The 24,834-nt window shown below is 60.8% G+C and carries 21 protein-coding genes and 1 pseudogene; 11 read left to right on the forward strand and 11 right to left on the reverse strand.

What is annotated here, in order from left to right:
- Window positions 1-130 precede the first annotated feature (130 nt).
- Both BS630_RS21640 and BS630_RS21645 read left to right on the forward strand, forming a co-directional pair.
- Window positions 131-1,246, forward strand: a complete 1,116-nt coding sequence (locus BS630_RS21640) for a DNA alkylation repair protein (RefSeq protein ID WP_077978992.1) — start codon at window positions 131-133, stop codon at window positions 1,244-1,246.
- A 246-nt stretch (window positions 1,247-1,492) separates the two neighbouring features.
- Window positions 1,493-3,226, forward strand: coding sequence for a DEAD/DEAH box helicase (locus BS630_RS21645; RefSeq protein ID WP_077978993.1), 1,734 nt, complete (start codon window positions 1,493-1,495; stop codon window positions 3,224-3,226).
- 54 nt (window positions 3,227-3,280) lie between these two features.
- Here the strand turns inward: BS630_RS21645 and BS630_RS21650 are convergent, their stop codons facing one another.
- Window positions 3,281-4,180 (reverse strand): DMT family transporter, encoded by a 900-nt coding sequence (locus BS630_RS21650; RefSeq protein ID WP_077978994.1) that lies wholly within the window; start codon window positions 4,178-4,180, stop codon window positions 3,281-3,283.
- Window positions 4,181-4,534: 354 nt separating this feature from the next.
- Between BS630_RS21650 and BS630_RS21655 the strand changes: the two genes are divergently transcribed.
- The 3 genes from BS630_RS21655 to BS630_RS21665 are packed head-to-tail and all read left to right on the forward strand — an operon-like array spanning window position 4,535 to window position 7,722.
- Window positions 4,535-5,944, forward strand: a complete 1,410-nt coding sequence (locus BS630_RS21655; RefSeq protein ID WP_077978995.1) for a circularly permuted type 2 ATP-grasp protein — start codon at window positions 4,535-4,537, stop codon at window positions 5,942-5,944.
- Window positions 5,944-6,885: an alpha-E domain-containing protein gene (locus tag BS630_RS21660; protein WP_077978996.1), complete on the forward strand. Its 942-nt coding sequence runs from the start codon at window positions 5,944-5,946 to the stop codon at window positions 6,883-6,885. Before BS630_RS21655 ends, BS630_RS21660 begins: the two co-directional genes overlap by 1 nt.
- A gap of 12 nt (window positions 6,886-6,897) precedes the next feature.
- Complete coding sequence (locus BS630_RS21665) at window positions 6,898-7,722, forward strand: transglutaminase family protein (RefSeq protein WP_020051220.1); 825 nt, start codon at window positions 6,898-6,900, stop codon at window positions 7,720-7,722.
- 152 nt (window positions 7,723-7,874) lie between these two features.
- On the opposite strand, the pseudogene BS630_RS21670 reads toward BS630_RS21665, so the two are convergent.
- The 8 genes and pseudogenes from BS630_RS21670 to chvE all read right to left on the reverse strand — a co-directional run bounded on the left by BS630_RS21670 (window position 7,875) and on the right by chvE (window position 16,916).
- Window positions 7,875-8,247, reverse strand: a pseudogene (locus BS630_RS21670) (type II toxin-antitoxin system VapC family toxin).
- Entirely contained in the window at window positions 8,244-8,486 is a 243-nt protein-coding gene (locus BS630_RS21675) for a type II toxin-antitoxin system Phd/YefM family antitoxin (RefSeq protein WP_077978997.1), read from the reverse strand. The pseudogene BS630_RS21670 and the gene BS630_RS21675 overlap by 4 nt, the downstream one beginning before the upstream one ends.
- Before the next feature lie 113 nt (window positions 8,487-8,599).
- Entirely contained in the window at window positions 8,600-10,339 is a 1,740-nt protein-coding gene (araD, locus tag BS630_RS21680) for an L-arabinonate dehydratase (RefSeq protein WP_020051223.1), read from the reverse strand.
- A 61-nt stretch (window positions 10,340-10,400) separates the two neighbouring features.
- Window positions 10,401-11,834, reverse strand: coding sequence for an aldehyde dehydrogenase family protein (locus tag BS630_RS21685; RefSeq protein ID WP_077978998.1), 1,434 nt, complete (start codon window positions 11,832-11,834; stop codon window positions 10,401-10,403).
- Between the two features lie 69 nt (window positions 11,835-11,903).
- The gene (gene araD1, locus BS630_RS21690) at window positions 11,904-12,899 is read right to left on the reverse strand and encodes an AraD1 family protein (protein ID WP_077978999.1); all 996 of its coding nucleotides are present in this window, start codon (window positions 12,897-12,899) and stop codon (window positions 11,904-11,906) included.
- A 119-nt stretch (window positions 12,900-13,018) separates the two neighbouring features.
- Complete coding sequence (gene mmsB, locus BS630_RS21695) at window positions 13,019-14,224, reverse strand: multiple monosaccharide ABC transporter permease (RefSeq protein ID WP_077979000.1); 1,206 nt, start codon at window positions 14,222-14,224, stop codon at window positions 13,019-13,021.
- Entirely contained in the window at window positions 14,221-15,759 is a 1,539-nt protein-coding gene (mmsA, locus tag BS630_RS21700) for a multiple monosaccharide ABC transporter ATP-binding protein (RefSeq protein WP_077979001.1), read from the reverse strand. The genes mmsB and mmsA overlap by 4 nt, the downstream gene beginning before the upstream one ends.
- A 92-nt stretch (window positions 15,760-15,851) precedes the next feature.
- Window positions 15,852-16,916, reverse strand: a complete 1,065-nt coding sequence (chvE, locus tag BS630_RS21705; RefSeq protein ID WP_020051228.1) for a multiple monosaccharide ABC transporter substrate-binding protein — start codon at window positions 16,914-16,916, stop codon at window positions 15,852-15,854.
- 270 nt (window positions 16,917-17,186) lie between these two features.
- On the opposite strand from chvE, the gene BS630_RS21710 reads away from it, so the two are divergent.
- The 4 genes from BS630_RS21710 to BS630_RS21725 all read left to right on the forward strand — a co-directional run bounded on the left by BS630_RS21710 (window position 17,187) and on the right by BS630_RS21725 (window position 20,239).
- On the forward strand, window positions 17,187-18,191 hold the full coding sequence (locus BS630_RS21710) for a LysR family transcriptional regulator (RefSeq protein WP_077979002.1): 1,005 nt from the start codon (window positions 17,187-17,189) through the stop codon (window positions 18,189-18,191).
- Window positions 18,192-18,252: 61 nt separating this feature from the next.
- On the forward strand, window positions 18,253-18,756 hold the full coding sequence (locus tag BS630_RS21715) for a hypothetical protein (RefSeq protein ID WP_077979003.1): 504 nt from the start codon (window positions 18,253-18,255) through the stop codon (window positions 18,754-18,756).
- 309 nt (window positions 18,757-19,065) lie between these two features.
- Complete coding sequence (locus BS630_RS21720; protein ID WP_077979004.1) at window positions 19,066-19,941, forward strand: Hint domain-containing protein; 876 nt, start codon at window positions 19,066-19,068, stop codon at window positions 19,939-19,941.
- An 85-nt stretch (window positions 19,942-20,026) separates the two neighbouring features.
- Window positions 20,027-20,239 (forward strand): hypothetical protein, encoded by a 213-nt coding sequence (locus BS630_RS21725; RefSeq protein ID WP_077979005.1) that lies wholly within the window; start codon window positions 20,027-20,029, stop codon window positions 20,237-20,239.
- On the opposite strand, the gene BS630_RS21730 is transcribed toward BS630_RS21725, so the two are convergent.
- A complete protein-coding gene (locus BS630_RS21730) occupies window positions 20,240-20,521 on the reverse strand; it encodes a hypothetical protein (protein WP_065280928.1) in 282 nt (93 codons plus the stop codon).
- Window positions 20,522-20,802: 281 nt separating this feature from the next.
- Between BS630_RS21730 and iolG the strand changes: the two genes are divergently transcribed.
- Window positions 20,803-21,795 (forward strand): inositol 2-dehydrogenase, encoded by a 993-nt coding sequence (gene iolG / locus BS630_RS21735; RefSeq protein WP_077979006.1) that lies wholly within the window; start codon window positions 20,803-20,805, stop codon window positions 21,793-21,795.
- 351 nt (window positions 21,796-22,146) lie between these two features.
- Here iolG and BS630_RS21745 read toward each other — a convergent pair whose 3' ends face one another.
- A complete protein-coding gene (locus BS630_RS21745) occupies window positions 22,147-23,397 on the reverse strand; it encodes an ROK family transcriptional regulator (RefSeq protein WP_077979007.1) in 1,251 nt (416 codons plus the stop codon).
- A gap of 227 nt (window positions 23,398-23,624) precedes the next feature.
- On the opposite strand from BS630_RS21745, the gene xylF reads away from it, so the two are divergent.
- The gene (xylF, locus tag BS630_RS21750; RefSeq protein ID WP_077979008.1) at window positions 23,625-24,665 is read left to right on the forward strand and encodes a D-xylose ABC transporter substrate-binding protein; all 1,041 of its coding nucleotides are present in this window, start codon (window positions 23,625-23,627) and stop codon (window positions 24,663-24,665) included.
- Window positions 24,666-24,834: the final 169 nt, after the last annotated feature.

Raw genomic sequence — 24,834 nt, forward strand, 5'->3', positions numbered from 1 at the left:
ACTATCAGCACACGATTGCTCGAGTGGGTGCGATCACTCTATTCTCCGATAGCAAATCGCCAGATGTTTCGCAGACCATGCTGCCCTTATGCGGCTGGCATGCGGTGGTCGCATAAGAGGAAGGACCAGCATGCCGGAACCGCTCAAGAACTTGCTGCATGAAATATTGGTCGGCGATATGGCCGATCGCATTGCCCGCAACACGCCGACTTTCGATAAAAGCCGCTTCATGATGCTGGCGACCGATGGCCTCGGAGCGCTGGAGCTGATGGAGCGCTCGGCCCTGATCCGCGACGCGCTGTTTGCAACACTCCCTGGCGATTTCCGAGAGGCCGCAGCCATTCTGACGGCAAGCCTGCCCACTGCCGGCAGGCCGGGGCTCTCCGGCTGGATGCTGCTGCCGGTCAATCAGTTCATCGCCGCACGCGGTCTTGATCATTTCGATCTCGGCCTCGATCTCTTGAAGGCGCTGACGCCGCATTTCACCGCCGAATTCGGCATCCGACCCTTTATCCACCGCGACCAGCAGCGCGCGCTGGCGATCATTTCCGGCTGGGTCGACGATCCCGACCAGCATGTGCGCCGGCTGGCGAGCGAGGGAACCCGGCCGCGCCTGCCCTGGGCGATGCGCCTGCCGCAGCTCGTCAAGGATCCGGCGCCAATCCTGCCCATCTTGATCGCACTGATGGATGATCCGGAGGATTATGTGCGCCGATCCGTGGCCAACAGCCTGAACGACGTCGCCAAGGATCACCCGGATCTGGTCGCCGCCTTCATCGCCGGCCATATCGACGGCGCCTCTCCCGAACGCCGTTGGCTGCTGAAACATGCCTCGCGCACGCTTCTGAAGAAAGGCCATGCGCAGGCACTCGCCAATTTCGGCTTCGCCGCGGCCGCTTCGCTCGAATGCGAACTGCGGCTCCGGAATGCTGAGGTGATGTTCGGCGAAGGGCTGGATTTCGAAATCCGGGTGACGAATGCCGGCGAGCTCACGCAGTCGCTGATGATCGACTACGCCATTCACCATGTGAAGGGCGACGGTTCGCTCTCACCCAAGGTCTTCAAATGCAAGGCGATAATGCTCGCTCCGGGGCAATGCCATACCATTGGGCGCCGCCACGCCATGCGGCCGATCACCACGCGACGCTATTATCCAGGCGAACATCGCATTGCCATCCTCGTCAACGGGGCGGAGACCGCATCGGAAAGTTTCGTCCTCGTCATGCCCTCGCCTGACCCAGCTTGAGGCTTTCTTGTGCACCGCACTTGACTTTCAGCACGAACTAGCCCAAATGCGGGTCAGCTTTCACCCTTCCGGCCGCCGCGTGAGCGTGCCCCTGCTGAAAAATACAGATGCAGGAAGAAGGGACAAAAGCGCATTTCGATAGAGCGCCGCACTCTCATGAGCGGCCAGAAGCGCTGGAAAGCTTTTTCCAACTCACAAGTTCCCACTTCACGCGGGGTTCTTGACGCCAGAATGAAACCGGATCGCATGGTGCGTTCCGTCGATAGTCATTGTGGCGCCCCGAAAGGTTATACCTTGACTAATTTTGAATCGCTTGGTGTCTCCAAGCCGATCGTCGCTACTTTGTTCCAGCTCGGCATCGAAACGCCGACGCCGATCCAGGAACATGCCATTCCTCTCCTCCTCGAAGGCCGCGACCTTATCGGCCTTGCCCAGACCGGCACCGGCAAGACGGCCGCTTTCGGTCTGCCGCTGATCGAAAAGCTGCTGGCCGACGAACGGCGCCCCGACAACCGCACGACGCGCACGCTGATCCTTGCGCCGACCCGCGAACTGGTGAACCAGATCGCCGAGAGCCTGAAGAAGTTCATCCGCAAGTCGTCGCTGCGCATCAATGTCGTGGTCGGCGGCGTCTCGATCAACAAGCAGCAGCTTCAGCTTGAAAAGGGCACCGACATTCTCGTCGCCACGCCCGGCCGACTGCTCGACCTCATCAATCGCCGCGCGATCACGCTGACTGCGGTTCGCTATCTCGTGCTCGACGAAGCCGATCAGATGCTTGACCTCGGTTTCGTGCATGATCTTCGCAAGATCGCCAAGATGGTGCCGAAAAAGCGCCAGACCATGCTCTTCTCGGCCACCATGCCGAAGGCGATTGCCGATCTCGCCGGCGAATATCTCGTCGATCCCGTCAAGGTCGAAGTCACGCCTCCAGGTAAGGCTGCAGACAAGGTCGAGCAGTACGTTCATTTCGTCGCCGGCAAGAACGACAAGACGGAGCTGCTCCGCAAGTCGCTGACCGAAAACCCCGATGGCCGCGCCATGGTCTTCCTGCGCACCAAGCACGGTGCCGAGAAGCTGATGAAGCATCTCGAAAACATCGGCTATTCCGTCGCCTCGATCCACGGCAACAAGAGCCAGGGTCAGCGCGAGCGGGCGCTGAAAGCCTTCCGCGACGGTAGCATCAAGACGCTGATCGCCACCGACGTCGCCGCCCGCGGCATCGACATTCCGGCCGTCAGCCACGTCTACAACTACGACCTGCCTGAAGTGCCTGACGCCTATGTCCATCGCATCGGCCGTACGGCGCGTGCCGGCCGCGACGGTATCGCCATCGCCTTCTGCGCCCCTGACGAAGCCAAACTGCTGCGTGATATCGAACGCCTGATGGGCATCGACATCACTGTCGCAAGCGGCGAAGCGCCGGCAATCGTCAGCGGCGGACCCCGTCGCGCCAACGGCAACGGCAACAACCGCAATCGCAATGGCGGCCAGGGTCGCGAAGGTCAGGGTCGTGGCGAAGGCCGTGGCGACCAGAACCGCTCCGAGCATCGCGGCAGCCGTCAGGAACGCCGCCCGCGTCGCGAAGGTGAAGGCAGCGAAGTCCGCGCCGGCGGCGAAGAGCGTCGTCCGCGTCCGGAGCGCCCGACCAGCCGCAACGAGGACTTCCGCGGTCAGCGCCGCGGTGAAACGACCCCGGCTCTCGGCCCCGACAATGATCTGGCCTCGACCTCCGATTTCCGCGCCTCTGCAAAGCCGCAGCGTCCGGCCCATCACGGCGCCCATGCCAATGGTGAGCCGAGCGGTCATCACCGCGGCAACAGCCGCCATGCCCACGGCCGCCCGGCCCGCAAGCATGGCGAGGACCGCGGCCCGCAGCAGGCCCAGGCCGGCGAACCGCGCCGGGACGGCAACAGTGGCAACCGTCGCGGTGGCTCCGGCTCCCGCAACGGCGGCGGGCAGCGCCGCGAACGCGCCTGATCGTCGAACGATTGAAAATCAGAAAGGCCGGGGATATCTCCGGCCTTTTTATTATCACGCCTCCGCGGACCTATGCTCGCTGAAGGCCTTGCGGTTCGTGAGATAGACGCCTGTCACGACCACCACGGTGCCGACGATCAGCGGCAGGGTCAGCGGTTCCCCGAAGGCGATGAAGGCTTCGAGAGCAACCGCTGGCGGCATCAGGTAGATCAGCGAGGCGGCGCGTGACACCTGACCCCGGCGGATCAGATAGAGCAGCAGTCCGACGCCGCCCATCGACAGGCCGAAGACCGACCAGGCCAGCGCGCCATAGGCCTGCGCGGCGCCGTCGAAATGCTGATGCTCGAAGATCAGCGAAAGCGGCAGGGTGAGGATCAGCGCGCCGATATATTGCAAAGTCGCGATGGTTCTGAGGTCGCCGGATTGCAGGTGTTTCTTCTGATAGAGCGTGCCGTAGGTGACGGACGCCATGGCGACGAGGTTGATCGCCAGCGGCAGGGCGGCATGCGTGAGATCGGCGGTCGCCGGATCGAGCAGCTTCGGCGAAATGGCGATGGCAATGCCGATGAATCCGAGGGCAAGGCCGAGCTTCTGCGCCTGCTGCAGCCGCTCGCCGATAAGGAAGGGAGCTGCCATTGCCGTCAGCAGCGGCTGCAGCGCCGCGATGATGCCCGATATGCCGGCCGGCACGCCATTGGCGATCGCCCACCAGAGACCGGCGAGATAGAAACCATGCAGGAAGAAGCCGGAATAGACGGCGCGCAGCGCCGCCGCCCGGCTCGGCCATTGCGCCCGCACCACAATGCAGAGCGCCAGGAATGCCGCCGCCGACAGCGCATAGCGTATCGAAAGAAAGGTGAAGGGCTCGGAATGCAGCGAGGCATATTTCGCCACCACCCAGCCCGTAGACCAGAGCAGGACGAAAACGGCGGGGGCAAGGCGATCGAGGGACATGGCGCGCGCGGCTCGACAGAGGAGGGTTCGCCGTGCTGATAGCCCCACCCGGCGGCTGTAGTCAAAAGCGAAGCTTTGATGCTTATTTGAAATTTCACTGATGCAGAGACCCGATGGCGGCCAGGGGCGGGCCTCGCACGCATGACCATATCGCCTTGGCAGAACGAAAAACGGTCACATGCTCAGATTTTGCGCAGACACCTCGGATGAATATCCGCCATGCCGCAGCGCATCACTTTAAATGCCCGATTTTCACCCGTTTCCCGCAGCGCAAAATCTTTTCCCCGAACTGCGCATGGTTCTTGCATTGCCATTTGCATTGTATTCAAATGAACAAAAAGGGGAGCCGCGCTTTTGGCATTTGATGAAATGATTACCGGGGACGAAAGCCCTCGCCCGCCTTACGACAAATACTTCGAGTGGTACAACAGCCAAGACCGGGCGCATCTGATTGCCAAATCCCGCGATGCGGAAAACATCTTCCGGAAGACCGGCATCACCTTCGCGGTCTACGGCCATGCCGACAGTTCCGAAAAGCTCATCCCCTTCGACATCATTCCCCGCATCATCTCCGCCCGCGAATGGCGCAAGCTCGCCCAAGGCATCGAGCAGCGGGTGATCGCGCTCAACGCCTTTCTCGACGATATCTACCATAAGCAGGAGATCATCCGCGCCGGCCGCATCCCGCGTGAGCTGATCGAGAACAACGTCACCTTCATCCCCGAAATGATCGGCTTCCGGCCACCCGGCGGCGTCTATACCCACATCGTCGGCACCGACATCGTGCGCACCGGCGAAGACCAGTTTTACGTGCTGGAGGATAATGCCCGCACGCCCTCCGGGGTCAGCTACATGCTGGAAAACCGGGAAACCATGATGCAGATGTTCCCTGAGCTCTTTCACGAGAACAAGGTGCAGCGTGTCGAGGATTATCCCTATCTGCTGCGCCAGAGCCTCGCCTCGCTGGCGCCTCCCGGCTGCAAGGGCAAGCCTCGTGTCGCTGTGCTGACGCCGGGCATTTACAATTCCGCCTATTACGAGCATTCCTTCCTCGCCGACATGATGGGCGTCGAGCTGGTCGAGGGCGCGGATCTGCGCGTCATCGACGGCAAGGTGAAAATGAGAACGACACGCGGTTACGAAGCGATCGACGTCCTCTACCGCCGCGTCGACGACGACTTCCTCGATCCGCTGACCTTCCGCTCCGATTCCGCGCTCGGCATTCCCGGCATCATGGATGTTTACCGCTCCGGCAACATCACCATCGCCAATGCACCGGGTACCGGCATTTGCGACGACAAGGCGATCTATTCCTATATGCCCGAGATCGTCGAATTCTATACCGGCCGTAAGGCGCTGCTCGAAAACGTGCCGACCTGGCGCTGTTCGGAAGCCGACAGCCTGAAATATGTGCTGGAACACCTGGAAGACCTCGTCGTCAAGGAGGTGCACGGCTCCGGCGGCTACGGCATGCTGGTCGGCCCGACTGCATCGAAGAAGGAGCGTGCCGATTTCGCTGAGAAGCTGAAAGCCAAGCCGAACAATTACATTGCCCAGCCGACGCTGTCGCTCTCCACCGTGCCGATCCTCGTCAACAAGGGCATCGCGCCGCGCCATGTCGACCTTCGCCCCTATGTGCTTGTATCCGACAAGGTACAGATCATTCCGGGCGGGCTCACCCGCGTGGCGCTGAAGCAGGGCTCGCTGGTGGTCAATTCCAGCCAGGGCGGCGGCACCAAAGACACTTGGGTATTGGAGGACTGATGCTCGGAAGAACAGCAAACGGCCTCTACTGGATGTTTCGCTACATCGAGCGCGCCGAAAATATAGCCCGCCTGATCGATGCCGGGCTGCGCATGTCGCTGACCCGCAGCAGCACCGGCGATGACAATTGGGATGGCGTGCTGCAAAGTGCGGGCGTGCGCGAGGCTTATGACGAAGGCCACAACAAGCTGACCAACGCCGACGCGATCGATTATCTCCTGCGCGATCGCACCAATCCGTCGAGCGTCATGTCTTGCATCGATTCCGGCCGCAACAATGCCCGCATGGTGCGCACGGCGCTGACGCGGGAGACCTGGGAAGCGACCAACGAATGCTGGATCGACTTGAAGTCGCTGCTCGAAAAGCGCGTCAAGGCGGCCGAAATGCCAGAGGTGATCGACGTCATCAAGCGCCGCGCCGGCCTCATCCGCGGCGCCTTCCATGGCTCGACACTGCGCAACGAGCTCTATAATTTTGCCCGCATCGGTACCTTCATCGAGCGGGCCGACAATACCAGCCGCATCCTCGACGTGAAATATTACGTGCTGCTGCCCTCGGTTTCATCAGTCGGCTCCTCCCTCGACAACGTGCAGTGGGAATCGATCCTGCGCTCGGTCTCCGCGCACCGCGCCTATAGCTGGGCCTATGACGGCGAATACCGGGCGATGAACATCGCCGACTTCCTGACCCTCAATGTCCAGATGCCGCGCTCGCTTGCCTATTGCTACGAGAAGATCGTCAGCAATCTCGGCTATCTCGCCCAGGATTACGAGGAGCGGCTCCCTGCCCACGATACCGCGGATTCAATCCGCACCACGCTGCAGACGAGGGCGATCCGGGATATCATGGATCAGGGCCTGCACGAGTTCCTGGAGGATTTCGTCTCGCGCAACAACAAGCTGGGCGCGGAAATTTCCGACGGCTACCGGTTCTATGCATAAGCGGATAACAATATGAGATTGAAGATCAGCCACCTCACCGAATACCGCTACGACGGACCGACGCAGTTCTCGCTGCAACGGCTGCGGCTGACGCCGCCGACCAGCCCCGCACAGAAAGTGCTCGGCTGGGCCTTGAACGTCGAGGGTGCCACGCCGGAAGTAGAATATGACGACCAGTACGGCAATCACGTCAACCTCGTCTCGCTGGAAGGCGAGCAGGAGGTGACGCGCATCCTGGCCGAAGGCGAAGTCGAGACCGAGGACAATAACGGCGTCACCGGCCCGCATACCGGTTTCTGCCCGCTTTGGCTCTTTCTGCGCGACACGCCGCTAACCAAGGGCGGCAAGCTGGTAAAGGAACTCATCAAGGGCGTCAGCGGTGACAATGAGCTTGCCCGCATGCATGCGCTGATGGCGGCGATCCACGAGACGGTCGATTATAAGCCCGGCACCAGCAACACCGAGACGACGGCCGAACAGGCGCTGGAGAGGAAGAGCGGCGTCTGCCAGGATCATGCGCACATCTTCATTGCCGCTGCCCGCGCCCTGCAGGTGCCGGCGCGTTACATCTCCGGTTATTTGATGATGGAAGAAAAGATCGAACAGGCTGCGACCCATGCATGGGCCGAGGCCCATATTCCCGGCCTCGGCTGGGTCGGCTTCGATCCCGCCAATGAGATCTGCCCGGATGCGCGCTACATTCGTGTCGCCTCCGGTCTCTGCTATCGCGACGCCGCGCCGATTTCAGGCATGCGCATCGGCACGCCGGGCGAAACGCTGTCGGTCACCGTGAAGGTCGAGGATGGCGGACAGATGCAAAGCCAGAGCCAGAGCTGAGCCTACAGACAGCTTTACCGCACCCTACGATGGTGCCGATAGAGTAGCTGCCGAGTTCGTCGCGACTTCTGGTGCGCGGGCCACGCTTGGTGTATTTCGGCCCCATCCAAACGCTATTCCGCCGCAAGAACCTGAAGGTGACCGCGCACACCCTAGCTGAGGATCGCCTGGTCGGCCGTCAGCAACGGTACGCGATGAAAACGGGCCGTAGCGGCGATGACGCGGTCCGCGGGGTCGGCATGAAACTCGCCGGGTAGCCGGACACTGTCTATCGTGATCGAGGGCTCAATCGGTGCAAGCTGGATTCCGGGCAGAGACAGCGCGCTGTCGATCCATCGCCCCACATCGTCGCCGAGCGCCAGGCGTCCCTTCTGTACAAGCATCGCGATTTCCCAAGGCGTAATCGCCGAAATCAGGATCCGGCTTCTCTCCGTCATCTCGTCGATAATGCGCCGGAGCCTGTGAACCGAGGTGTGCATCGTCCTGCATTGCCCAAACGAGGATATGCGTATCGATGACGATCAACGAACGGCGTCCCAATCCGAGGGTTCAACTGCCGGAGACAGCGGATCGTCATAGTGCAATACGCTGCCCTTCATCGCGCCGATGATACTTCTGCGTCTGCTGGGGCCAGGTGCCGGCGAAAGCACGGCAACTGGCCTGCCGCGTTTGGTGATGACGATAGATTCATCGTCCTTCCCTATCTGGTCGATAAGGTTCAGGCATTTCGCCTTGAACTCCGCCTTACCGACCGTCTTGGACATGACTGTATCTCCTGTACATCTGTACGGAATAGAGAGCCATTTCCACATTGAACAAGTGCAAAGAAAAAGACGGGGTCGTGCCCCGCCTTTTTCTCGTTATGGATTGAACCGCGCTAGTGGCTGTCCTTGCCGACAGCGTTTCCGCGACATCCCTTGAGGAAGTCGAGGTCGGCGCCGGTATCGGCCCCTTCGACATGCTGCTGATGCAGGAAGGCATAGCCGGATGTAGGCAGATCATGGTTCGGCTGCCATTCAGCCAGCCGCCTCGCCAGTTCTTCCTCGGAAATGTCGAGGTGCAGACGACGGTTCGGCACATCCAGCTCGATCATGTCGCCGTTTTTCACGACCGCCAGCGGCCCGCCGACCGCCGCTTCCGGAGAGGTGTGCAGCACGACGGTGCCATAGGCCGTTCCGGACATGCGGGCGTCGGAAATGCGCACCATATCGAGGATGCCCTTCTTCAGCACCTTCGGCGGCAGCCCCATATTGCCGACCTCGGCCATCCCGGGATAGCCCTTCGGCCCACAGTTTTTCATGACCATGATGCAGGTTTCGTCGATGTCGAGGTTGTCGTCGTTGATCTTGGCCTTGTAGTCGTCGATGTCTTCGAAGACAACAGCCCTGCCCTTGTGCACCAGCAGATGCGGCGAAGCCGCCGAAGGCTTCAACACCGCGCCCTTCGGCGCCAGGTTGCCGCGCAGCACGACGATGCCGCCCGAAGCTGTCAGCGCCTTTTCGGCCGGCAAGATAACGTCTTCATTCCAGTTGACAACGTCCTTGACCTCGTCCCAGACGGTTTCGCCGGATACCGTCAGCGCATCCTTGTGCAGGAGGCCCGCCTCGCCGAGGCGCTTCAGCACCACCGGCAGGCCGCCGGCATAGAAGAACTCCTCCATCAGGTATTTGCCCGACGGCATCAGGTTGACGATGGTCGGGACGTCGCGGCCGCAGCGGTCCCAGTCGTCAAGCGAAAGATCGATGCCGACACGGCCGGCGATGGCGAGCAGGTGGATGACGGCATTGGTCGATCCACCGATGGCCGCGTTGGTGCGGATGGCATTCTCGAAGGCCTGCTTCGTCATGATCTCGGAGGGCTTCAGGTCGTCCTTGACCATCTGCACGATACGCCGGCCGGTCAGCTGCGCCATGACCTTGCGACGGGAATCGACGCCCGGGATCGCGGCGTTGCCGGAGAGCGCCATGCCGAGCGCCTCGGCCATGGAAGCCATGGTGGAGGCGGTGCCCATGGTATTGCAGGTGCCCGACGAACGGCTCATCGAGGCTTCCGCCTCGAGGAATTCGGCCTGCGTCATCTCGCCGGCCTTCACCATTTCGGAAAACTTCCACAGATGCGTGCCCGAGCCGACGCGTTCACCGCGGAAATAGCCGTTCAGCATCGGTCCGCCTGTGACGACGATCGAGGGCAGGTCGCAGGAAGCCGCCCCCATGATCAGCGACGGCGTGGTCTTGTCGCAGCCGACCAGCAATACGCAGCCATCCATCGGCTGACCGCGGATCGCCTCTTCCACCGCGAGCGCGGCAAGGTTGCGGTACATCATCGCGGTCGGGCGGAAGGTGTTTTCGGATGCCGAGAACACCGGCACCTCAAGCGGGAAGCCGCCGGCCTCCCATACGCCCGCCTTCACCTTCTCGGCGAGTTCTCTGAGATGGCCGTTGCACGGGGTCATATCCGACCAGGTGTTGAGGATGCCGATCACCGGCCGGCCGTCGAACAGGTCGTGCGGATAACCCTGGTTCTTAAGCCAGCCGCGGTGATAAATCACGTCGCGGCTCGTACCGCCGTACCATTCCTGCGACCTCAGCCTGCGCGGCCATTCCGCTTTCTTTTTCATCGTCTCTATCCTTCAGGATATCGCCGGACCGCCCCGTACGGCCCAGGTTATCGCACTTGTCTCAAGCCAGGGTGTAGGCGGTCTTGACGGTTGTGTAGAATTCGGCGGCGTACTTGCCCTGCTCGCGCGGGCCGTAGGACGAGCCCTTGCGGCCGCCGAACGGCACATGGAAATCGACGCCTGCCGTCGGCAGGTTGACCATCACCATGCCGGCCTCGGAATTGCGCTTGAAGTGCGTGGCATGCTTCAGGCTGGTCGTAGCGATGCCGGCAGAAAGGCCGAACGGCGTATCGTTGGCGATGGCAAGCGCTTCGTCGTAATCCTTCGCCCGGATTACCGAGACCACAGGCCCGAAGATCTCCTCGCGCGAAATGCGCATCTGGTTGGTCGCTTCGGTAAACAAGGTCGGCTGCAGGTAGAAGCCGGGCGTGTCGCGCGAGATCACCTCGCCGCCGAAGGCGAGCTTGGCGCCTTCCGACTTGCCGATCTCGATATAGTCGGTATCGGTCTTCAACTGCCGCTCATCGACGACGGGGCCGATATGGGTGCCGGCCCTCAGCGCGTTGTCGACGACGAGCGTCTTCAGCTTATCGGTGAGTGCTGCGACGAACTTGTCGTGAATGCCTTCGGTGACGATCAGCCGCGACGACGCCGTGCAGCGCTGGCCTGTGGAGAAGAAGCCGGAATTGGCGGCGGCCTCGACGGCGACGTTGAGATCGGCATCGTCAAGCACGACCATCGGGTTCTTGCCCCCCATTTCCAGCTGGAACTTGCGGTTATGCTCGATCGAGGCGGCGGCGACACGCCTGCCGGTGCCGGTGGAACCGGTAAACGTGATGCCGTGAACGTCGGGGCTTTCGAGCATGGCCTGGCCGACGACCGAGCCTTTGCCCATGACGAGGTTCAGCACGCCCTTCGGCAGGCCGGCGCGGTTGAGAATATCGACGATCGCCCAGGAACAGCCAGGCACCAGTTCGGCCGGCTTGAAGACGATGGTGTTGCCGTAGCAGAGCGCCGGCGCGATCTTCCAGGCGGGAATGGCGATCGGGAAGTTCCACGGCGTGATGATGCCGATGACGCCGAGCGCCTCGCGGGTGATCTCGACGCCGATATTCGGGCGAACCGACGGGAGAACCTCACCGGCCAGCCGCAGTGCCTCGCCGGCGAAGAATTCGAATATCTGCGACGCGCGGATCACCTCACCAGTGGCTTCCGGCAGCGTCTTGCCCTCTTCGCGGGCAAGCAGCGCACCGAGTTCATCCTTGCGCGCCATGATCTCGTCGCCTGTCTTCTTCAGGATGACGTGGCGCTCCCAGATGCCGGAGCGCGACCAGGCTGGGAAGGCGGCCTTGGCGGCGGCAATGGCGTTTCTCGTGTCATCAGCGCTGCCGTCGGCATAAAGGCCGACGACTTCATTCGTATCCGACGGGTTGATGTTCTTCGTCGCGTTCGAGCCGACCCATTCGCCGGCGATCAGATTTTGATAAATGGTCATGGGCTTAACAAGCCTCCTTTACCGTTTACGAGCAAAGAGCCGGCCGCTGAATGCGGCCAGGTCTTGAATTCAGAGCTGCCTGACGGCGATCTCTTCCTCGGCGGCCACCTTCAGCGGGTTGCGGAGCGCCAGGCCGAATTCGGCAACTTCGATCTCGAAGATATCGCCCTCTTCAGTCTTGACGCCGTCGGCAAAGGAAAGGGTCGCCGTGCCGAACATATGGACATGCACATCGCCTGGAGCACGGAAGAGGCCATATTTGAAATGGTGATATTCCAGATTGGCAAAGGTGTGCGACATGTTCGCCTCACCAGACAGGAACGGCTTTTCGAAGATCACCTTGTCGCCGCGCTTGATGCGCGAGGTGCCGCGAATATCCTCTGGGGCCGCGCCGATGCGGATCTCCGGGCCGAAGCTGGCCGGGCGCAGCTTCGAATGGGCGAGATAGAGATAGTTGATCCGCTCGGTGACGTGATCGGAAAATTCGTTCGACAGCGCAAAACCGATACGGAAGGGCGAGCCGTCCTTGGCGATCACGTAGATGCCGGCCATCTCCGGTTCCTCGCCGCCGTCGAGCGCGAAGGAAGGCGAGATGAGCGGGGCGCCGGGGGCTGCGGCGCCATGGCCGTTGCCCTTGTAGAACCATTCGGGCTGGACGCCCTTTTCGCCGGCCTTCGGCTTGCCGTTCTCAAGGCCCATCTTGAACATCTTCATCGAGTCCGTGAGGGTTTCCTCGGCGGCTTCGGTGGTCTTCTTGTGCATGGAATCGCGCGTTGCCGCCGAGCCCAAATGCGTCAGGCCGGTGCCGGTCAGATGCAGATGCGCGGCATCTGGATGGGTGATCGGCGGAAGGAAGCGGCCTTCCGCATAGGCCTTTTCAAGATCGACGGCATCGCCGTAGCCATGGGCTTCGATGACCGAGGCAAGAGACTTGCCGCCGTCTGCGGCTTCCATCGCCAGTGCGTAGACGCTGACGGCGTTCTTGACCAACCTTGCAGCGCCGCCCTGCTCACGCACGGCGACGATGATCTCTCCGTTTGCACCCTTGATCTGTGAAATAAGCACGTCTTCGATCCTTCTCGTTTCGGCGAAGACAGGAAAAAGCTCCGCCTGTCCGGCTCCATCAGGAGCCGGAATCCATCATTCATAGGCTGCGAATGCCTGGCTGGCGCGCCTTGAGGCGCTCAGCCCTTGTTCTTGTTGTAAACGTCGAAGAACACTGCGGCGAGAAGCACGAGGCCCTTCACCATCTGCTGGAAGTCAATGCCGAGCCCGACGATCGACATACCGTTATTCATGACGCCCATGATGAACGCGCCGATGACCGCACCGGTGATCTTGCCGACGCCGCCGGACGCCGAGGCGCCGCCGATGAAGCAGGCCGCAATGACGTCGAGTTCGAAACCGACGCCGGCCTTCGGTGTTGCCGAGTTCAGGCGAAGCGCGATGATCATGCCGGCAAGGCCTGCTAGCACGCCCATATTGACGAAGGTGTAGAAGCTCAGCCGCTCGGTATTGATGCCTGAAAGCTTGGTCGCCTTCGAATTGCCGCCCATGGCATAGATGCGACGGCCGATCGTGGTCCGGCGGGTGATGAAGGCATAGATCGCAATCAGCACCAGCATGACGACGAGAACGTTCGGCAGGCCCTTATAGGTGGAGAGCAGATAGCCGATCCACAGGATGGCAAGCGAAACGACCATGTTCTGGACGATGAAGAAGCCCATCGGCTCGACGTCGATCCCGTGGTCTTCGTTCACCTTGCGGCGGCGCCAGGCGAGGTAAAAGAGGATGACAGGCAGGATCACGGTCAGGATCAGCGAGGTCGACTGCACGGGTGTGCCGGCAATATCGATCATGCCGCCCGGCAGGAAGCCGGTGCTGATAACCTGGAACTCCCTCGGGAACGGACCGATGTTCTTGCCGTTCAGAACCGTCAGCGTCAGGCCGCGGAAAACAAGCATGCCGGCAAGCGTCACGATGAACGATGGGATGCGGTGATAGGCGATGAAATAGCCCTGCGCCGCGCCGATGATGCCGCCCACGATCAGGCAGATCAGGCCGGCAAGCCAGAAGTTCATGCCCCATGACACGGTGAAGATCGCCGCGAGCGCGCCGACGAAGGCGACGATCGAGCCCACCGACAGGTCAATATGGCCGGCGACGATGACGAGCAGCATGCCGAGCGCCATGATGACGATGAAGGAGTTCTGCAGAACAAGGTTCGTCAGGTTTACCGGCTTGAAGAGAATGCCGCCGGTATAGAACTGGAAGAACACCATGATCGCGACTAGTGCGATGAGCATGCCGTATTCACGAATATTGCCGCGGATATAATCGGCAACGGAAACGACGTTGCTGTGCTCGGTTGTCGGGTTGACCGGAGTCATTGTCTCTTCTCCCCTGAGCGCATGATAGCGCGCATGATAGTTTCCTGGCTTGCTTCTCCCTTCGGCAATTCGGCGACGATGCGTCCTTCGTTCATCACGTAGATGCGGTCACATGTGCCAAGCAGTTCGGGCATTTCCGATGAGATCATCAGAACGCCCTTTCCATCGGCGGCAAGCTGGTTGATGATAGTATAGATTTCGTACTTTGCGCCAACGTCGATGCCGCGGGTCGGCTCGTCGAGGATCAAGATATCGGGGTCGGAAAACAGCCACTTCGACAGCACGACCTTCTGCTGGTTGCCGCCCGAAAGGTTGACCGTTTCCTGGAAGACGCCAGAGGAGCGGATGCGCAGCTTCGACCGGTAATCGGTCGCGACCCTCATCTCCTTGATGTCGTCGATGACGCTATTGCTCGAAATCCCATTGAGGTTGGCAAGCGTCGTATTGTGCAGGATGCTGTCGCTGAGCACGAGACCGAGTTGCTTGCGGTCCTCAGTGACATAGGCAAGACCGGCGTCGATCGCCTTGCGCACGGTGCTGACATCGACAGCCTTGCCATTGACGAAGACCTCGCCGCTGACTTTATGGCCATAGGATTTGCCGAAAACGCTCATGGCGAATTCGGTGCGGCCAGCCCCCATGAGACCGGCAATGCCGACAACCTCGCCCTTGCGGACATTGACGTTGATGTCGTGCAGCACCTGGCGGTCGCGGTGCTGCTGGTGATAGGCGTTCCAGTTCTTCACTTCGAAGATCGTCTCGCCGATCGGCACGGAACGCGGCGGATAACGGTCGGCCAGATCTCGGCCCACCATGTTCTTGATGATGATGTCTTCGCTGATCTCGTCCGTGTGACAGTCGAGCGTCTTGACTGTCATGCCGTCGCGCAGGACCGTGATCTGGTCGGCAACCTTACGGATCTCGTTCAGCTTGTGGGAAATGATGATCGAAGTGATGCCCTGATTGCGGAACTCGATCAGCAGATTGAGCAGCGCGTCCGAGTCCTTCTCGTTGAGCGAAGCGGTGGGCTCGTCGAGGATGAGCAGCTTGACGCTCTTCGACAGCGCCTTGGCGATCTCGACGAGCTGCTGCTTGCCGACGCCGATGTCGGTGACCAGCGTGTTCGGAGATTCCCGCAGGCCCACCTTGGTGAGCAGCTTCTTCGTTCGGTTGAACGTCTCTTCCCAGCTGATGACGCCGTTCTTGGCATTCTCGTTGCCGAGGAAGATGTTTTCGCCGATCGACAGCAGCGGCACGAGCGCCAGCTCCTGGTGGATGATGACGATGCCGATTTCTTCGGAGTCCTTCAGGACCTTGAAGTTGCGCGTCTCGCCTTCGTAGACGATCTCGCCTTCATAGCTTCCTGTCGGATAGACGCCCGATAGCACTTTCATCAGGGTCGATTTACCGGCCCCGTTTTCGCCTACCAACGCGTGGATCTCACCCTGGCGAACCTTGAGGTTCACATTCTCCAGCGCCTTGACGCCCGGGAACGTCTTGGTGATGCTCCGCATTTCGAGGATGGTATTGTCCATAGTCAAAGTTCCAGCGCCTCCGGCCGTCGAGCGGCCGGGCGATCATAAAATCGAAGACCGGAACCCGCAAGCGCGGGTTCCGGTCCCTCTCATTACTTCAGCTTGTCTTCGGTGTAGTAACCGCCGTCGACGAGGATCTGCTTGTAGTTGGTCTTGTCGACAGCAACCGGCTTCAGCAGATAGGACGGAACGATCTTGACGCCGTTGTCGTAGGTCTTCGTATCGTTGACCTCGGGCTCCTTGCCGGACATGACTGCATCGACCATGGCAACGGTGACCTTGGCGAGTTCGCGGGTGTCCTTGAAGACCGTCGAGTGCTGCTCGCCAGCAATGATCGACTTGACCGACGGAACTTCGGCGTCCTGACCGGAAACAACCGGGAGCGGCTGGTCCGGAGTGCCGTAGCCAACGCCCTTCAGCGACGAGATGATGCCGATCGACAGACCGTCATAGGGAGACAGGACCGCATCGACCTTGGCGTCGGTGTAGTTGGCCGAGAGCAGGTTGTCCATGCGGGCTTGGGCCGTTGCAGCGTCCCAACGCAGCGTGCCGACCTTGTCCATGCCGGTCTGGCCGGACTTCACGACGAGCTTGCCGCTGTCGATGTAGGGCTGCAGGACGGACATTGCGCCATCATAGAAGAAGAAGGCGTTGTTGTCGTCCGGCGAGCCGCCGAACAGTTCGATGTTGAACGGACCCTTGCCATCCTTGAGGCCGAGGGCGTCAACGATGGAACCAGCCTGCAGAACGCCGACCTGGAAATTGTCGAAGGTGGCGTAGTAGTCGACGTTGGCCGAGTCGCGGATCAGACGGTCATAGGCGATGACCTTGATGTTGGCGTCATGAGCCTTCTGGAGAACGTCGGAAAGCGTCGTTCCGTCGATCGAAGCGATGACGAGAACCTTGGCACCCTTGGTGACCATGTTTTCGATCTGCGAAAGCTGGTTCGGAATATCGTCGTCAGCATACTGCAGGTCGGTCTTGTAGCCGGCGGCCTCGAGCTGCTTGACGATGTTGTTGCCGTCGTCGATCCAGCGAGCCGAAGACTTCGTCGGCATTGCGATGCCCACGAGCCCCTTGTCCTGCGCCATGGCAGGCATAACGAACGAAGCGACGCCGAAGGCGGCCGCAGCCATCAATGAGATAATGGATTTCATTTCTCTCTCCCTTGTTAATAGACGGCGGACGAAAAATCGCCCGCCCCGAAACTGTGGCAGGTTCCGTATTGGATAGTTACTTCAGATGGTGAGAAACGAAGTAGGTCTCCTCCACGATCTCACACGTGTTGAGTGCCAACCAGCACACGGCGGCAAACTGGTATGGATTCCTATAACTGTCAAATAGAATAAGTGGTAATATGCATAACAATTTTGGTATATCGCTAAAAAGTATTACTTTTGATGGAGCGCAGTGAGGAGGCTGCAACCATGACGATTGTTTCCGAGCCATTTTCGATGGATCACATCGATATCCACAGCGATAATTTCGGCGATGACAGCCTTTTACGTGCAGGACTTAAGCTGAATCACCTGCGCATGATCGTCGCAATCGAAGATAGCGGACAGATTTCCGCCGCAGCCGACGTTCTGAACATTTCGCAGCCCGCCGCATCGCGGATGTTGTCCGAAATGGAATCGATTACCAAGACGTCGCTCTATGAGCGGGTGGCCCGCGGCGTGGTGCTGACAACCTTCGGCGCAGCGCTTGCCCGAAGGGCTCGCAAGATCCTCCTGGAGCTGCGCGAGGCGAGCCGCGAGATCGGTGAATTGAAAAGTGGCAAGGGCGGGTCGGTCTTCATCGGCGCGGTGACGGCGCCGGCCATGAGCCTCGTCGTTCCGGCAATCAACAAGGTGCGCAAGGCCTATCCGGGCATCGAGATCAACATCCAGGTGGAGACGAGCAACGTGCTTGCCCGCGAGCTGCTCGCCGCCCGCCATGACTTCATCATCGGCCGCATTCCCGATGATCTCAATCCGCGCCTGTTCGAGGTGACGGAGATCGGCATCGAGCGGGCTTGCCTGATCGTGCGCAGCAGCCACCCGCTTATGAAGCAGAAGACGAGCAGCCTTTCAGAGGTCAGGGATTACGACTGGGTGTTCCAGCCGCCGGGCACGCTGCTGCGCCGCACGATCGAGGACGTTTTCCTGTCGCGCGGCGTGGCGCTGCCCGAAAACATCGTCAACACCTCCTCGCTGTTGCTCACCTGCGCCATCGTCTGCGAAACCGATGCGATCGCTCCCGTTGCCGTCGACGTCGCCCAGTTCCTGGCCAGCCAGGGCTCGAATGCCTCCGATGTGCGCATGCTGCCGATCGATTTCGACATCAACGTCAAGCCCTACAGCATGATCACGGCGAGGGAACGGGCGCTGCCGCCGAGTGCAAGGCTGCTCTACGACATCATCCTCGAGGAGAGCCGCAAGCAGGCCGGCTGACGACACCCGCAAGCCCTGCGCCATCTTGCCCGCCTTTAATGCACGCGTCGAAAGGGAGCGCATGCTGTTCGGACAGTCGGTATTTCAATCAGTCCTCGAGCGGCTGAAGGCGGAGGGCGAGACGGACGAAGACGCCGGGGCGCCGGCCGTCCATCGCGTCTCCGGCCTCGGCACCGGGCTTGCCTTCGATGTCATGGCCTTCGATGTCATGGCCTTCGATGTCATGGAAGATGTCTCGACCGCCTCGCAACGGGTCGGCCAGGCCTATTTCGACAATCTGGATCTTGATGCTGCCGCCGCGATCGCGGAGGCACCGGCGGCTGCGCCTCCACCCGAGCCCGTCATGCCGGACCATCTCGCCCGCATCGCTCCGGAAGAGATTGCTGCGGAACTGGCGATCGCTGCCGCCGATACCCAACAGACGCTGAACGAGAAGCGGCGCGCCTTTGCCAAGGCCAATCATCCTGATGGAGTCCCAGAGCTTTTCCGCGACAATGCCAACAGGCGCATGATGATCGCCAACCTGCTGATCGACGAGGCGATGCGCCGCCTGCCGCACAGCTGAAGCTTTCTCGCGAACGCAGGCAAAGGTTCCGAGGCTTTGGAAGAGCCGCCGTTTCCGACTCGATTCGCGAACTCTATATGGGCTGTTTTTCCCGCGATTCAACAAGTGCCCATGGCACGCAGTTTGATTCTTTCGCGCTCGGGTAGCAGAGAAATGTGCCGCTTTTTGCGACCGGCAATAGCATATTTCGGGACCCCAGTAGACCATGCCTACTCCCTTTTCGGTAGGCCGTAGCTGTTTAGCGAAATTGAATGCGATACAACCTGTTGTAACATAGCGTGGTGCAAATGTTCTCAGGAGACCGCCAACATGTCATCTACGGGAGATCCGAAGCTGCCGCGCAACAATGCGCGCAGACATTTTCTAGGCGTAGCCGCAGCCGCTGGTGCTCGTCTTGCCGGCGTGGCAGCCTTGGCCACGGCAATTTCCACCTCTCCGGCCAACGCGCTGGGGCGGCTTTGGGGACGGGGCGGCTCCGGTGGACACGGAGGCTCTGGCGGGAGCGGTGGCTCAGGTGGAGGTGGTGGTGGTGGCGGCAGCGGGAGCGGCCCAAATTGCTTCCTGCGGGGAACGGCGATCCTCACGGATTGCGGTGAGAAGCCTGTCGAGAATCTCAGCATCGGCGATCGCGTTGCCCTTCCTGACGGCAGCACCCGCCCGGTAAAGTGGGTCGGCCGCCAAAGCTTCAAGAAGAGCGGCGCGCGCTGGCCCAACGACGTCGTGCCGATCCGGGTTTCCCGCCACGCACTGGACGGGCAAACACCCCACTCGGATCTCTATCTGTCGCCTGGCCATGCGCTGTACCTGAACGGCATTCTGATCCAGGTGAAGGACCTCGTGAACGGTAAAACGATTGCATCGGTCACTCCCGCCGCTGACGTATCGATCGAGTACTATGCCGTCATGCTCGATACGCACGAAGTTATCCTTGCCGAAGGTGCTGAGGCCGAGTCCTTCCATCTGAAGAACAGCAATCACGAGAACTTCTGCAATTTTCCAGAGTACGAGCGTCTCTATGGCAAGGAACGCATCGTGATGACATCCTTTGCGCCGTTGCTGGGAGGTGGCTGGTCACATTTGAAAGCGCTTCTCCTGCTCGGCGTTTCGCCGCTGGTACCGCTGCACGATCCATTCGGGAATGCCTGCGAAAAGATCGAGGCGCAAGCCAAGGAACTGTCACTCTGACAGGACGGGAATGCGCAGGGATCGTGCTGGCTGCACGTGAAGCCGTGCGTCGGTTTTGCGATCGTATCAAACAAAGACCTCAAGCGTGGCGCGCATCAGAAAGATCGCGGCACGCTTCGACTATTCGGCCTTCTTCTCAAAGGCGCCGGTAAGCTGCCGACACTCCCTGAGAAGGGCCGCGTCCTCACCCGCGCCATTATCCGACGGTGTTACCCTGCCCTTCCGCGACAATGCGACGAAGCGGATGATGCTCGCCAATATGCTGATCGACGAAGCGCTGCGGCGAATCGCCCGCTGATTATTCCGCCTGCCCGTCCTTGGAAGGCTTTTCAGCGGTCGCCGCAGGCCCTTCTTCTTCTTCGGCGTCAGGCTGCACGACCGGCTCGGTGGCTGGTGGCTGCGGCTTGAAGGTCCAGAACAATATGTAGAAGGAATAGGCGCCCGCCCCGCCCGCGAGCACGCCCCAGAACGGATCGCCGGTGACGAACTCGACCACGGCCCAGCCGAAGCAGACGGCAACGATGGCAACTCGCACCCAGAGGCGCCGGTATGCCGGATGGTTCGGATCGATCAGCTGCATCTTTACCCCGCGGTCGGATATGTCGCACTGCCCTCGGCCTGTGCCGCGCTTGTCTCTAAAGCCTTTCCTGGCCAGATTAAAGTATTCTGTTGGCTCAAACGGTATCGAATGTTCGACAAGCCGGCTCCAGCAGAACGCTTAAATCCGAGCCGGAAATGCTCCGGGTCGAATCTTGCAAATGTGAAAGATCCGAGGCCTTGACGCGACGCAGAGAAGGTGGAATGAAAATTCCAGAAATTTGACAATTCGGTTTATTTGTTCTGAATTCAAGGGAGGTTGGAATGACAGTAAGATTTGGTCTTCTTGGCGCCGGCCGCATCGGCAAGGTTCATGCGAAGGCTGTCAGCGGCGACGCCAATGCAAAGCTCGTCGCGGTCGCCGACGCCTTTCCGCAGGCAGCCGAAGCCATCGCCTCCGCCTATGGCTGCGAGGTCCGCACCATCGAGGCGATCGAGGCAGCCAAGGACATCGACGCCGTCGTCATCTGCACGCCGACGGATACCCATGCCGATCTGATCGAGCGCTTCGCCCGCGCCGGCAAGGCGATCTTCTGCGAAAAGCCGATCGACCTCGACGTCGCCCGCGTCAAGGCCTGCATCAAGGTGGTGGAAGAGACCGGCGCCAAGCTGATGGTCGGCTTCAACCGCCGCTTCGATCCGCATTTCATGGCTGTCCGCAAGGTCATCGACGAAGGCAAGATCGGCGATGTCGAGATGGTGACGATCACCTCGCGCGATCCCGGCGCCCCGCCGGTCGATTATATCAAGCGCTCGGGCGGCATCTTCCGCGACATGACGATCCACGATTTCGACATGGCTCGCTTCCTGCTCGGCGAAGAACCGGTGTCGGTTTTCGCGACCGCCGCCGTGCTCGTCGACAAGGCAATCGGCGAAGCCGGCGACTATGACAGCGTCTCGGTGATCCTGCAGACGAAATCCGGCAAGCAGACCGTCATCTCCAACTCCCGCCGCGCCACCTACGGCTATGACCAGCGCATCGAGGTGCATGGTTCCAAGGGCCTCGTCTCGGCCGAGAACCAGCGGCCGGTCTCCATCGAAGTCGCAAACGGCGAAGGCTACACCCGCCCGCCGCTGCATGACTTCTTCATGACCCGTTACACCGAAGCCTATGCCAACGAGATTGCCGGCTTCATCGCCGCGATCGAGAGGGGCACCAAGATCTCTCCATCGGGCGCCGATGGTCTCGCAGCGCTGGCACTCGCCGATGCCGCGGTCCTGTCCGTCAAGGAAGGCAAGCTCATCAAGATCGGCTGACGGCTCTCTCCCGACCGGAAGCCATGCATGAGATGGCCGGGCGCCCGCCCGGCCATTTCGCGTTTCAGAGATCTTTTGATGAACGGCGTGCCGCGGTCGCCCCCTCTGCCCTGCCGGGCATCTCCCCCACAGGTGGGGAGATTGGCTGGCTGCACTGGCTTCCCCAAGCGATGGACGTTCCAAGCAGCGTACCGTCAAAGAGGCAGGAAGGCCCAGTCACTTGTTATCTCCCCACCTGCGGGGGAGATGGCCGGCAGGCCAGAGGGGGGCTGGCACGGCAAACCCCTCAAAGTCGCATACTACCGACTGGCCGGTTGCTGCTGCAATCACCACACGTCGTGAAAGAAACCCTCAACCCGATTCCTGAATAGTCGCCGATGCCTGGATTCCCTGAACGCCCGAGAGAACAATATCCTCGTCGATGACGGATAGCGCCCGGTTCAGATGTCCTTCGAAGACGAGGATCTGCTCGTCGGCCACCACCCTAATCTCGGGCATGCCTTCCATGCGCACGATATGCGACTGCCCCAGACCCTCTTCGATCCCTTGCCGGAGAAGGTCGTAATAACGCGTGCCCGGGCCGGTGATGGCGATCGGCATGCGCTCCGTCAGGCTCAGCATGCGCGACAGCCCGTTGCCGAGCGCCAGCCCCGCCTGGCGGAAGGCGAAGGCGGGGACCCGGTGACCCTGTCGCGCCTTTGCGGCGATCTTGTCCAGTTCCGCCACCGGCACGAACTTTGCCGGGATCGTATCGAGCGGCACCTCGAAGGCGCTGCGCAGGATCGCATAGAAACCGGCATAGGCCTCGATGCAGCCACGCGTGCCGCAGCGACAGAGCCCGCCATTGGCCATGTGCAGCATGTGCCCGAAATTGGGCGCCGATATCTCCTGGCCTGCCTGGTTCCCACGCCTGACGATGCCGAGCCCGACGCTATGGCCGAGCGAAAGGGCGGCGAGCGAGCGGAAATCGGCGCCCTTCACCATCTCCTCACGCGCGCCGAGCGCGGCTGCGACCAGCAGCGTCTCGTTGTCGAGGATCACCTTGGCCTGCCATTCCGGCCGGAGTGCCGATTCGAAATCGATCTGATCGCTGCCGAAGATCGGCGACCAGACGAGAACCGGCTCGGTGGAATCGACCAGCCCCTTGCTGCTGATCGAGATCAGCAGCACCTTTTCTTGGCTGATCTTCGAGCGATCGAGAATGCGCGAAAGCCCGGCCCGCACCGCCGCAACGAAGCGGGCCGCACCTGCCGGATCGTGCGAACGTTCCTCGCTGAAGCGGTCGATCAGCTTGCCGGCATAATCGACCAGCGAATATTGCACCGCATCCGAGGAGATGATGACGACGATGAGATAACCGCAATCGCGCCGCTGGCGCAGCAGCACGCGCGGCCGGCCGCGGCCGCTTGCCGGCTGCTGTTCCGATTTTTCGATGATCTGGGCTTTTTCCAGCTCAGTGGTGATCGCCGAAATGGTGGCCGACGAAAGCCGGGTGAAATCGGATATTTCGGTATGCGCGAGCGCACCGTGGCGGCGCAGCACAGACAGCACGAGCACGCTGTTTCGCTGCCGGACCAGCTCCGTGCTCGACTTGGTCAGCATGAATGCCGCCCTCTCCCCTGCTTACTCCGCCCTCGGCTTTCCACTGCATCTCCAGCCGGTGTTTCGCAAGGAAATTAAGCCGGCAGTGCCGTGTTGACAGTTGAAAAAATCTCTGACACTAAATTTCTCGACTGTCGAGAAAAAAATCCAAACCTTTCTCGACAGCTTTTCGCGGTGGCCGGAGGAAGCATGGGCTGGGCCGGTCGCAATCCACTCGGGAGGACATTATGAAGTCTATTTTGAAATTGATGGCCGGTGCTGCCATCCTCGTTTCCGTGCATACCGCTGCCATGGCTGCCGATCTCGTCGTCGGTGTTTCCTGGTCGAATTTCCAGGAAGAGCGCTGGAAGACGGACGAAGCCGCCATCAAGAAGGCTCTCGAAGCCAAGGGTGCCAAATATATTTCCGCTGACGCGCAGTCTTCTGCCGCAAAGCAGCTTACCGACGTCGAATCGTTGATCTCGCAGGGCGCCAACGCGCTGATCATTCTCGCCCAGGACTCCGATGCGATCGGCCCGGCCATCGAAAAGGCCGCCGCTGAAGGTATCCCCGTCGTCGGCTATGACCGCCTGATCGAAAACCCGGCTGCTTTCTACATTACCTTCGATAACAAGGAAGTCGGCCGCCTGCAGGCTGAAGGCGTTTTCAAGGCCAAGCCGGAAGGCAACTACGTTTTCATCAAGGGCTCGTCTTCCGATCCGAACGCAGATTTCCTGTTTTCGGGCCAGCAGGAAGTCCTGAAGGCCGCCATCGATGCCGGCAAGATCAAGAATGTTGGCGAGGCCTATACCGACGGCTGGCTGCCGGAGAACGCTCAGCGCAACATGGAGCAGTTCCTGACCGCCAACAACAACAAGGTTGACGCCGTTGTTGCTTCGAACGACGGCACCGCCGGTGGCGCCATCGCTGCTCTCGACGCACAGGGCCTCGCCGGCTCCGTTCCGGTTTCCGGCCAGGACGGTGACAAGGCAGCGCTCAACCGCATCGCTCTCGGCACGCAGACGGTTTCCGTCTGGAAGGACAGCCGCGAACTCGGCCAACGCGCCGCTGAAATCGCTCTCGACCTCGCCGGCGGCAAGGACATGAGCAAGATCGACGGCGCCCAGGCTTTCAAGGGCGGCCCCAAGGGCGTCGAAATGCAGTCGGTCTTCCTGAAGCCGCTTGCGATCACCAAGGAAAACCTGAACGTCGTCATCGACGCTGGCTGGATTTCCAAGGCTGAAGCCTGCCAGGGCGTGAAGGCTGACACCGTCGCTGCCTGCAAGTAAGCAAGCTCTGCACTGAAATTGCCGGCGCCGCAGCGGAACACCGTTGCGGCGCCGGATGCGGATGAGAATTCGATCGACGAAGTTTCTCCGCCTCGCCGCACCATCGCGGGTTTTCATTCCCTGCCGGAAGGGTGTCGCAACGCCACGCGACCGGCTTCCGGAAGCATCG

Source organism: Rhizobium laguerreae (genome assembly GCF_002008165.1).
Lineage (GTDB): Bacteria > Pseudomonadota > Alphaproteobacteria > Rhizobiales > Rhizobiaceae > Rhizobium > Rhizobium laguerreae.

What these genes read in the sequence shown, in the direction of transcription:
- BS630_RS21640 (WP_077978992.1), top strand. Translation starts at nt 131, where the DNA reads ATGCCGGAACCGCTCAAGAACTTGCTGCATGAAATATTGGTCGGCGAT.
- BS630_RS21645 (WP_077978993.1), top strand. Translation starts at nt 1,493, where the DNA reads ATGGTGCGTTCCGTCGATAGTCATTGTGGCGCCCCGAAAGGTTATACC.
- BS630_RS21650 (WP_077978994.1), bottom strand. Translation starts at nt 4,180, where the DNA reads ATGTCCCTCGATCGCCTTGCCCCCGCCGTTTTCGTCCTGCTCTGGTCT.
- BS630_RS21660 (WP_077978996.1), top strand. Translation starts at nt 5,944, where the DNA reads ATGCTCGGAAGAACAGCAAACGGCCTCTACTGGATGTTTCGCTACATC.
- BS630_RS21665 (WP_020051220.1), top strand. Translation starts at nt 6,898, where the DNA reads ATGAGATTGAAGATCAGCCACCTCACCGAATACCGCTACGACGGACCG.
- BS630_RS21675 (WP_077978997.1), bottom strand. Translation starts at nt 8,486, where the DNA reads ATGTCCAAGACGGTCGGTAAGGCGGAGTTCAAGGCGAAATGCCTGAAC.
- araD (WP_020051223.1), bottom strand. Translation starts at nt 10,339, where the DNA reads ATGAAAAAGAAAGCGGAATGGCCGCGCAGGCTGAGGTCGCAGGAATGG.
- BS630_RS21685 (WP_077978998.1), bottom strand. Translation starts at nt 11,834, where the DNA reads ATGACCATTTATCAAAATCTGATCGCCGGCGAATGGGTCGGCTCGAAC.
- mmsB (WP_077979000.1), bottom strand. Translation starts at nt 14,224, where the DNA reads ATGACTCCGGTCAACCCGACAACCGAGCACAGCAACGTCGTTTCCGTT.
- mmsA (WP_077979001.1), bottom strand. Translation starts at nt 15,759, where the DNA reads ATGGACAATACCATCCTCGAAATGCGGAGCATCACCAAGACGTTCCCG.
- chvE (WP_020051228.1), bottom strand. Translation starts at nt 16,916, where the DNA reads ATGAAATCCATTATCTCATTGATGGCTGCGGCCGCCTTCGGCGTCGCT.
- BS630_RS21710 (WP_077979002.1), top strand. Translation starts at nt 17,187, where the DNA reads ATGACGATTGTTTCCGAGCCATTTTCGATGGATCACATCGATATCCAC.
- BS630_RS21715 (WP_077979003.1), top strand. Translation starts at nt 18,253, where the DNA reads ATGCTGTTCGGACAGTCGGTATTTCAATCAGTCCTCGAGCGGCTGAAG.
- BS630_RS21720 (WP_077979004.1), top strand. Translation starts at nt 19,066, where the DNA reads ATGTCATCTACGGGAGATCCGAAGCTGCCGCGCAACAATGCGCGCAGA.
- BS630_RS21730 (WP_065280928.1), bottom strand. Translation starts at nt 20,521, where the DNA reads ATGCAGCTGATCGATCCGAACCATCCGGCATACCGGCGCCTCTGGGTG.
- iolG (WP_077979006.1), top strand. Translation starts at nt 20,803, where the DNA reads ATGACAGTAAGATTTGGTCTTCTTGGCGCCGGCCGCATCGGCAAGGTT.
- BS630_RS21745 (WP_077979007.1), bottom strand. Translation starts at nt 23,397, where the DNA reads ATGCTGACCAAGTCGAGCACGGAGCTGGTCCGGCAGCGAAACAGCGTG.
- xylF (WP_077979008.1), top strand. Translation starts at nt 23,625, where the DNA reads ATGAAGTCTATTTTGAAATTGATGGCCGGTGCTGCCATCCTCGTTTCC.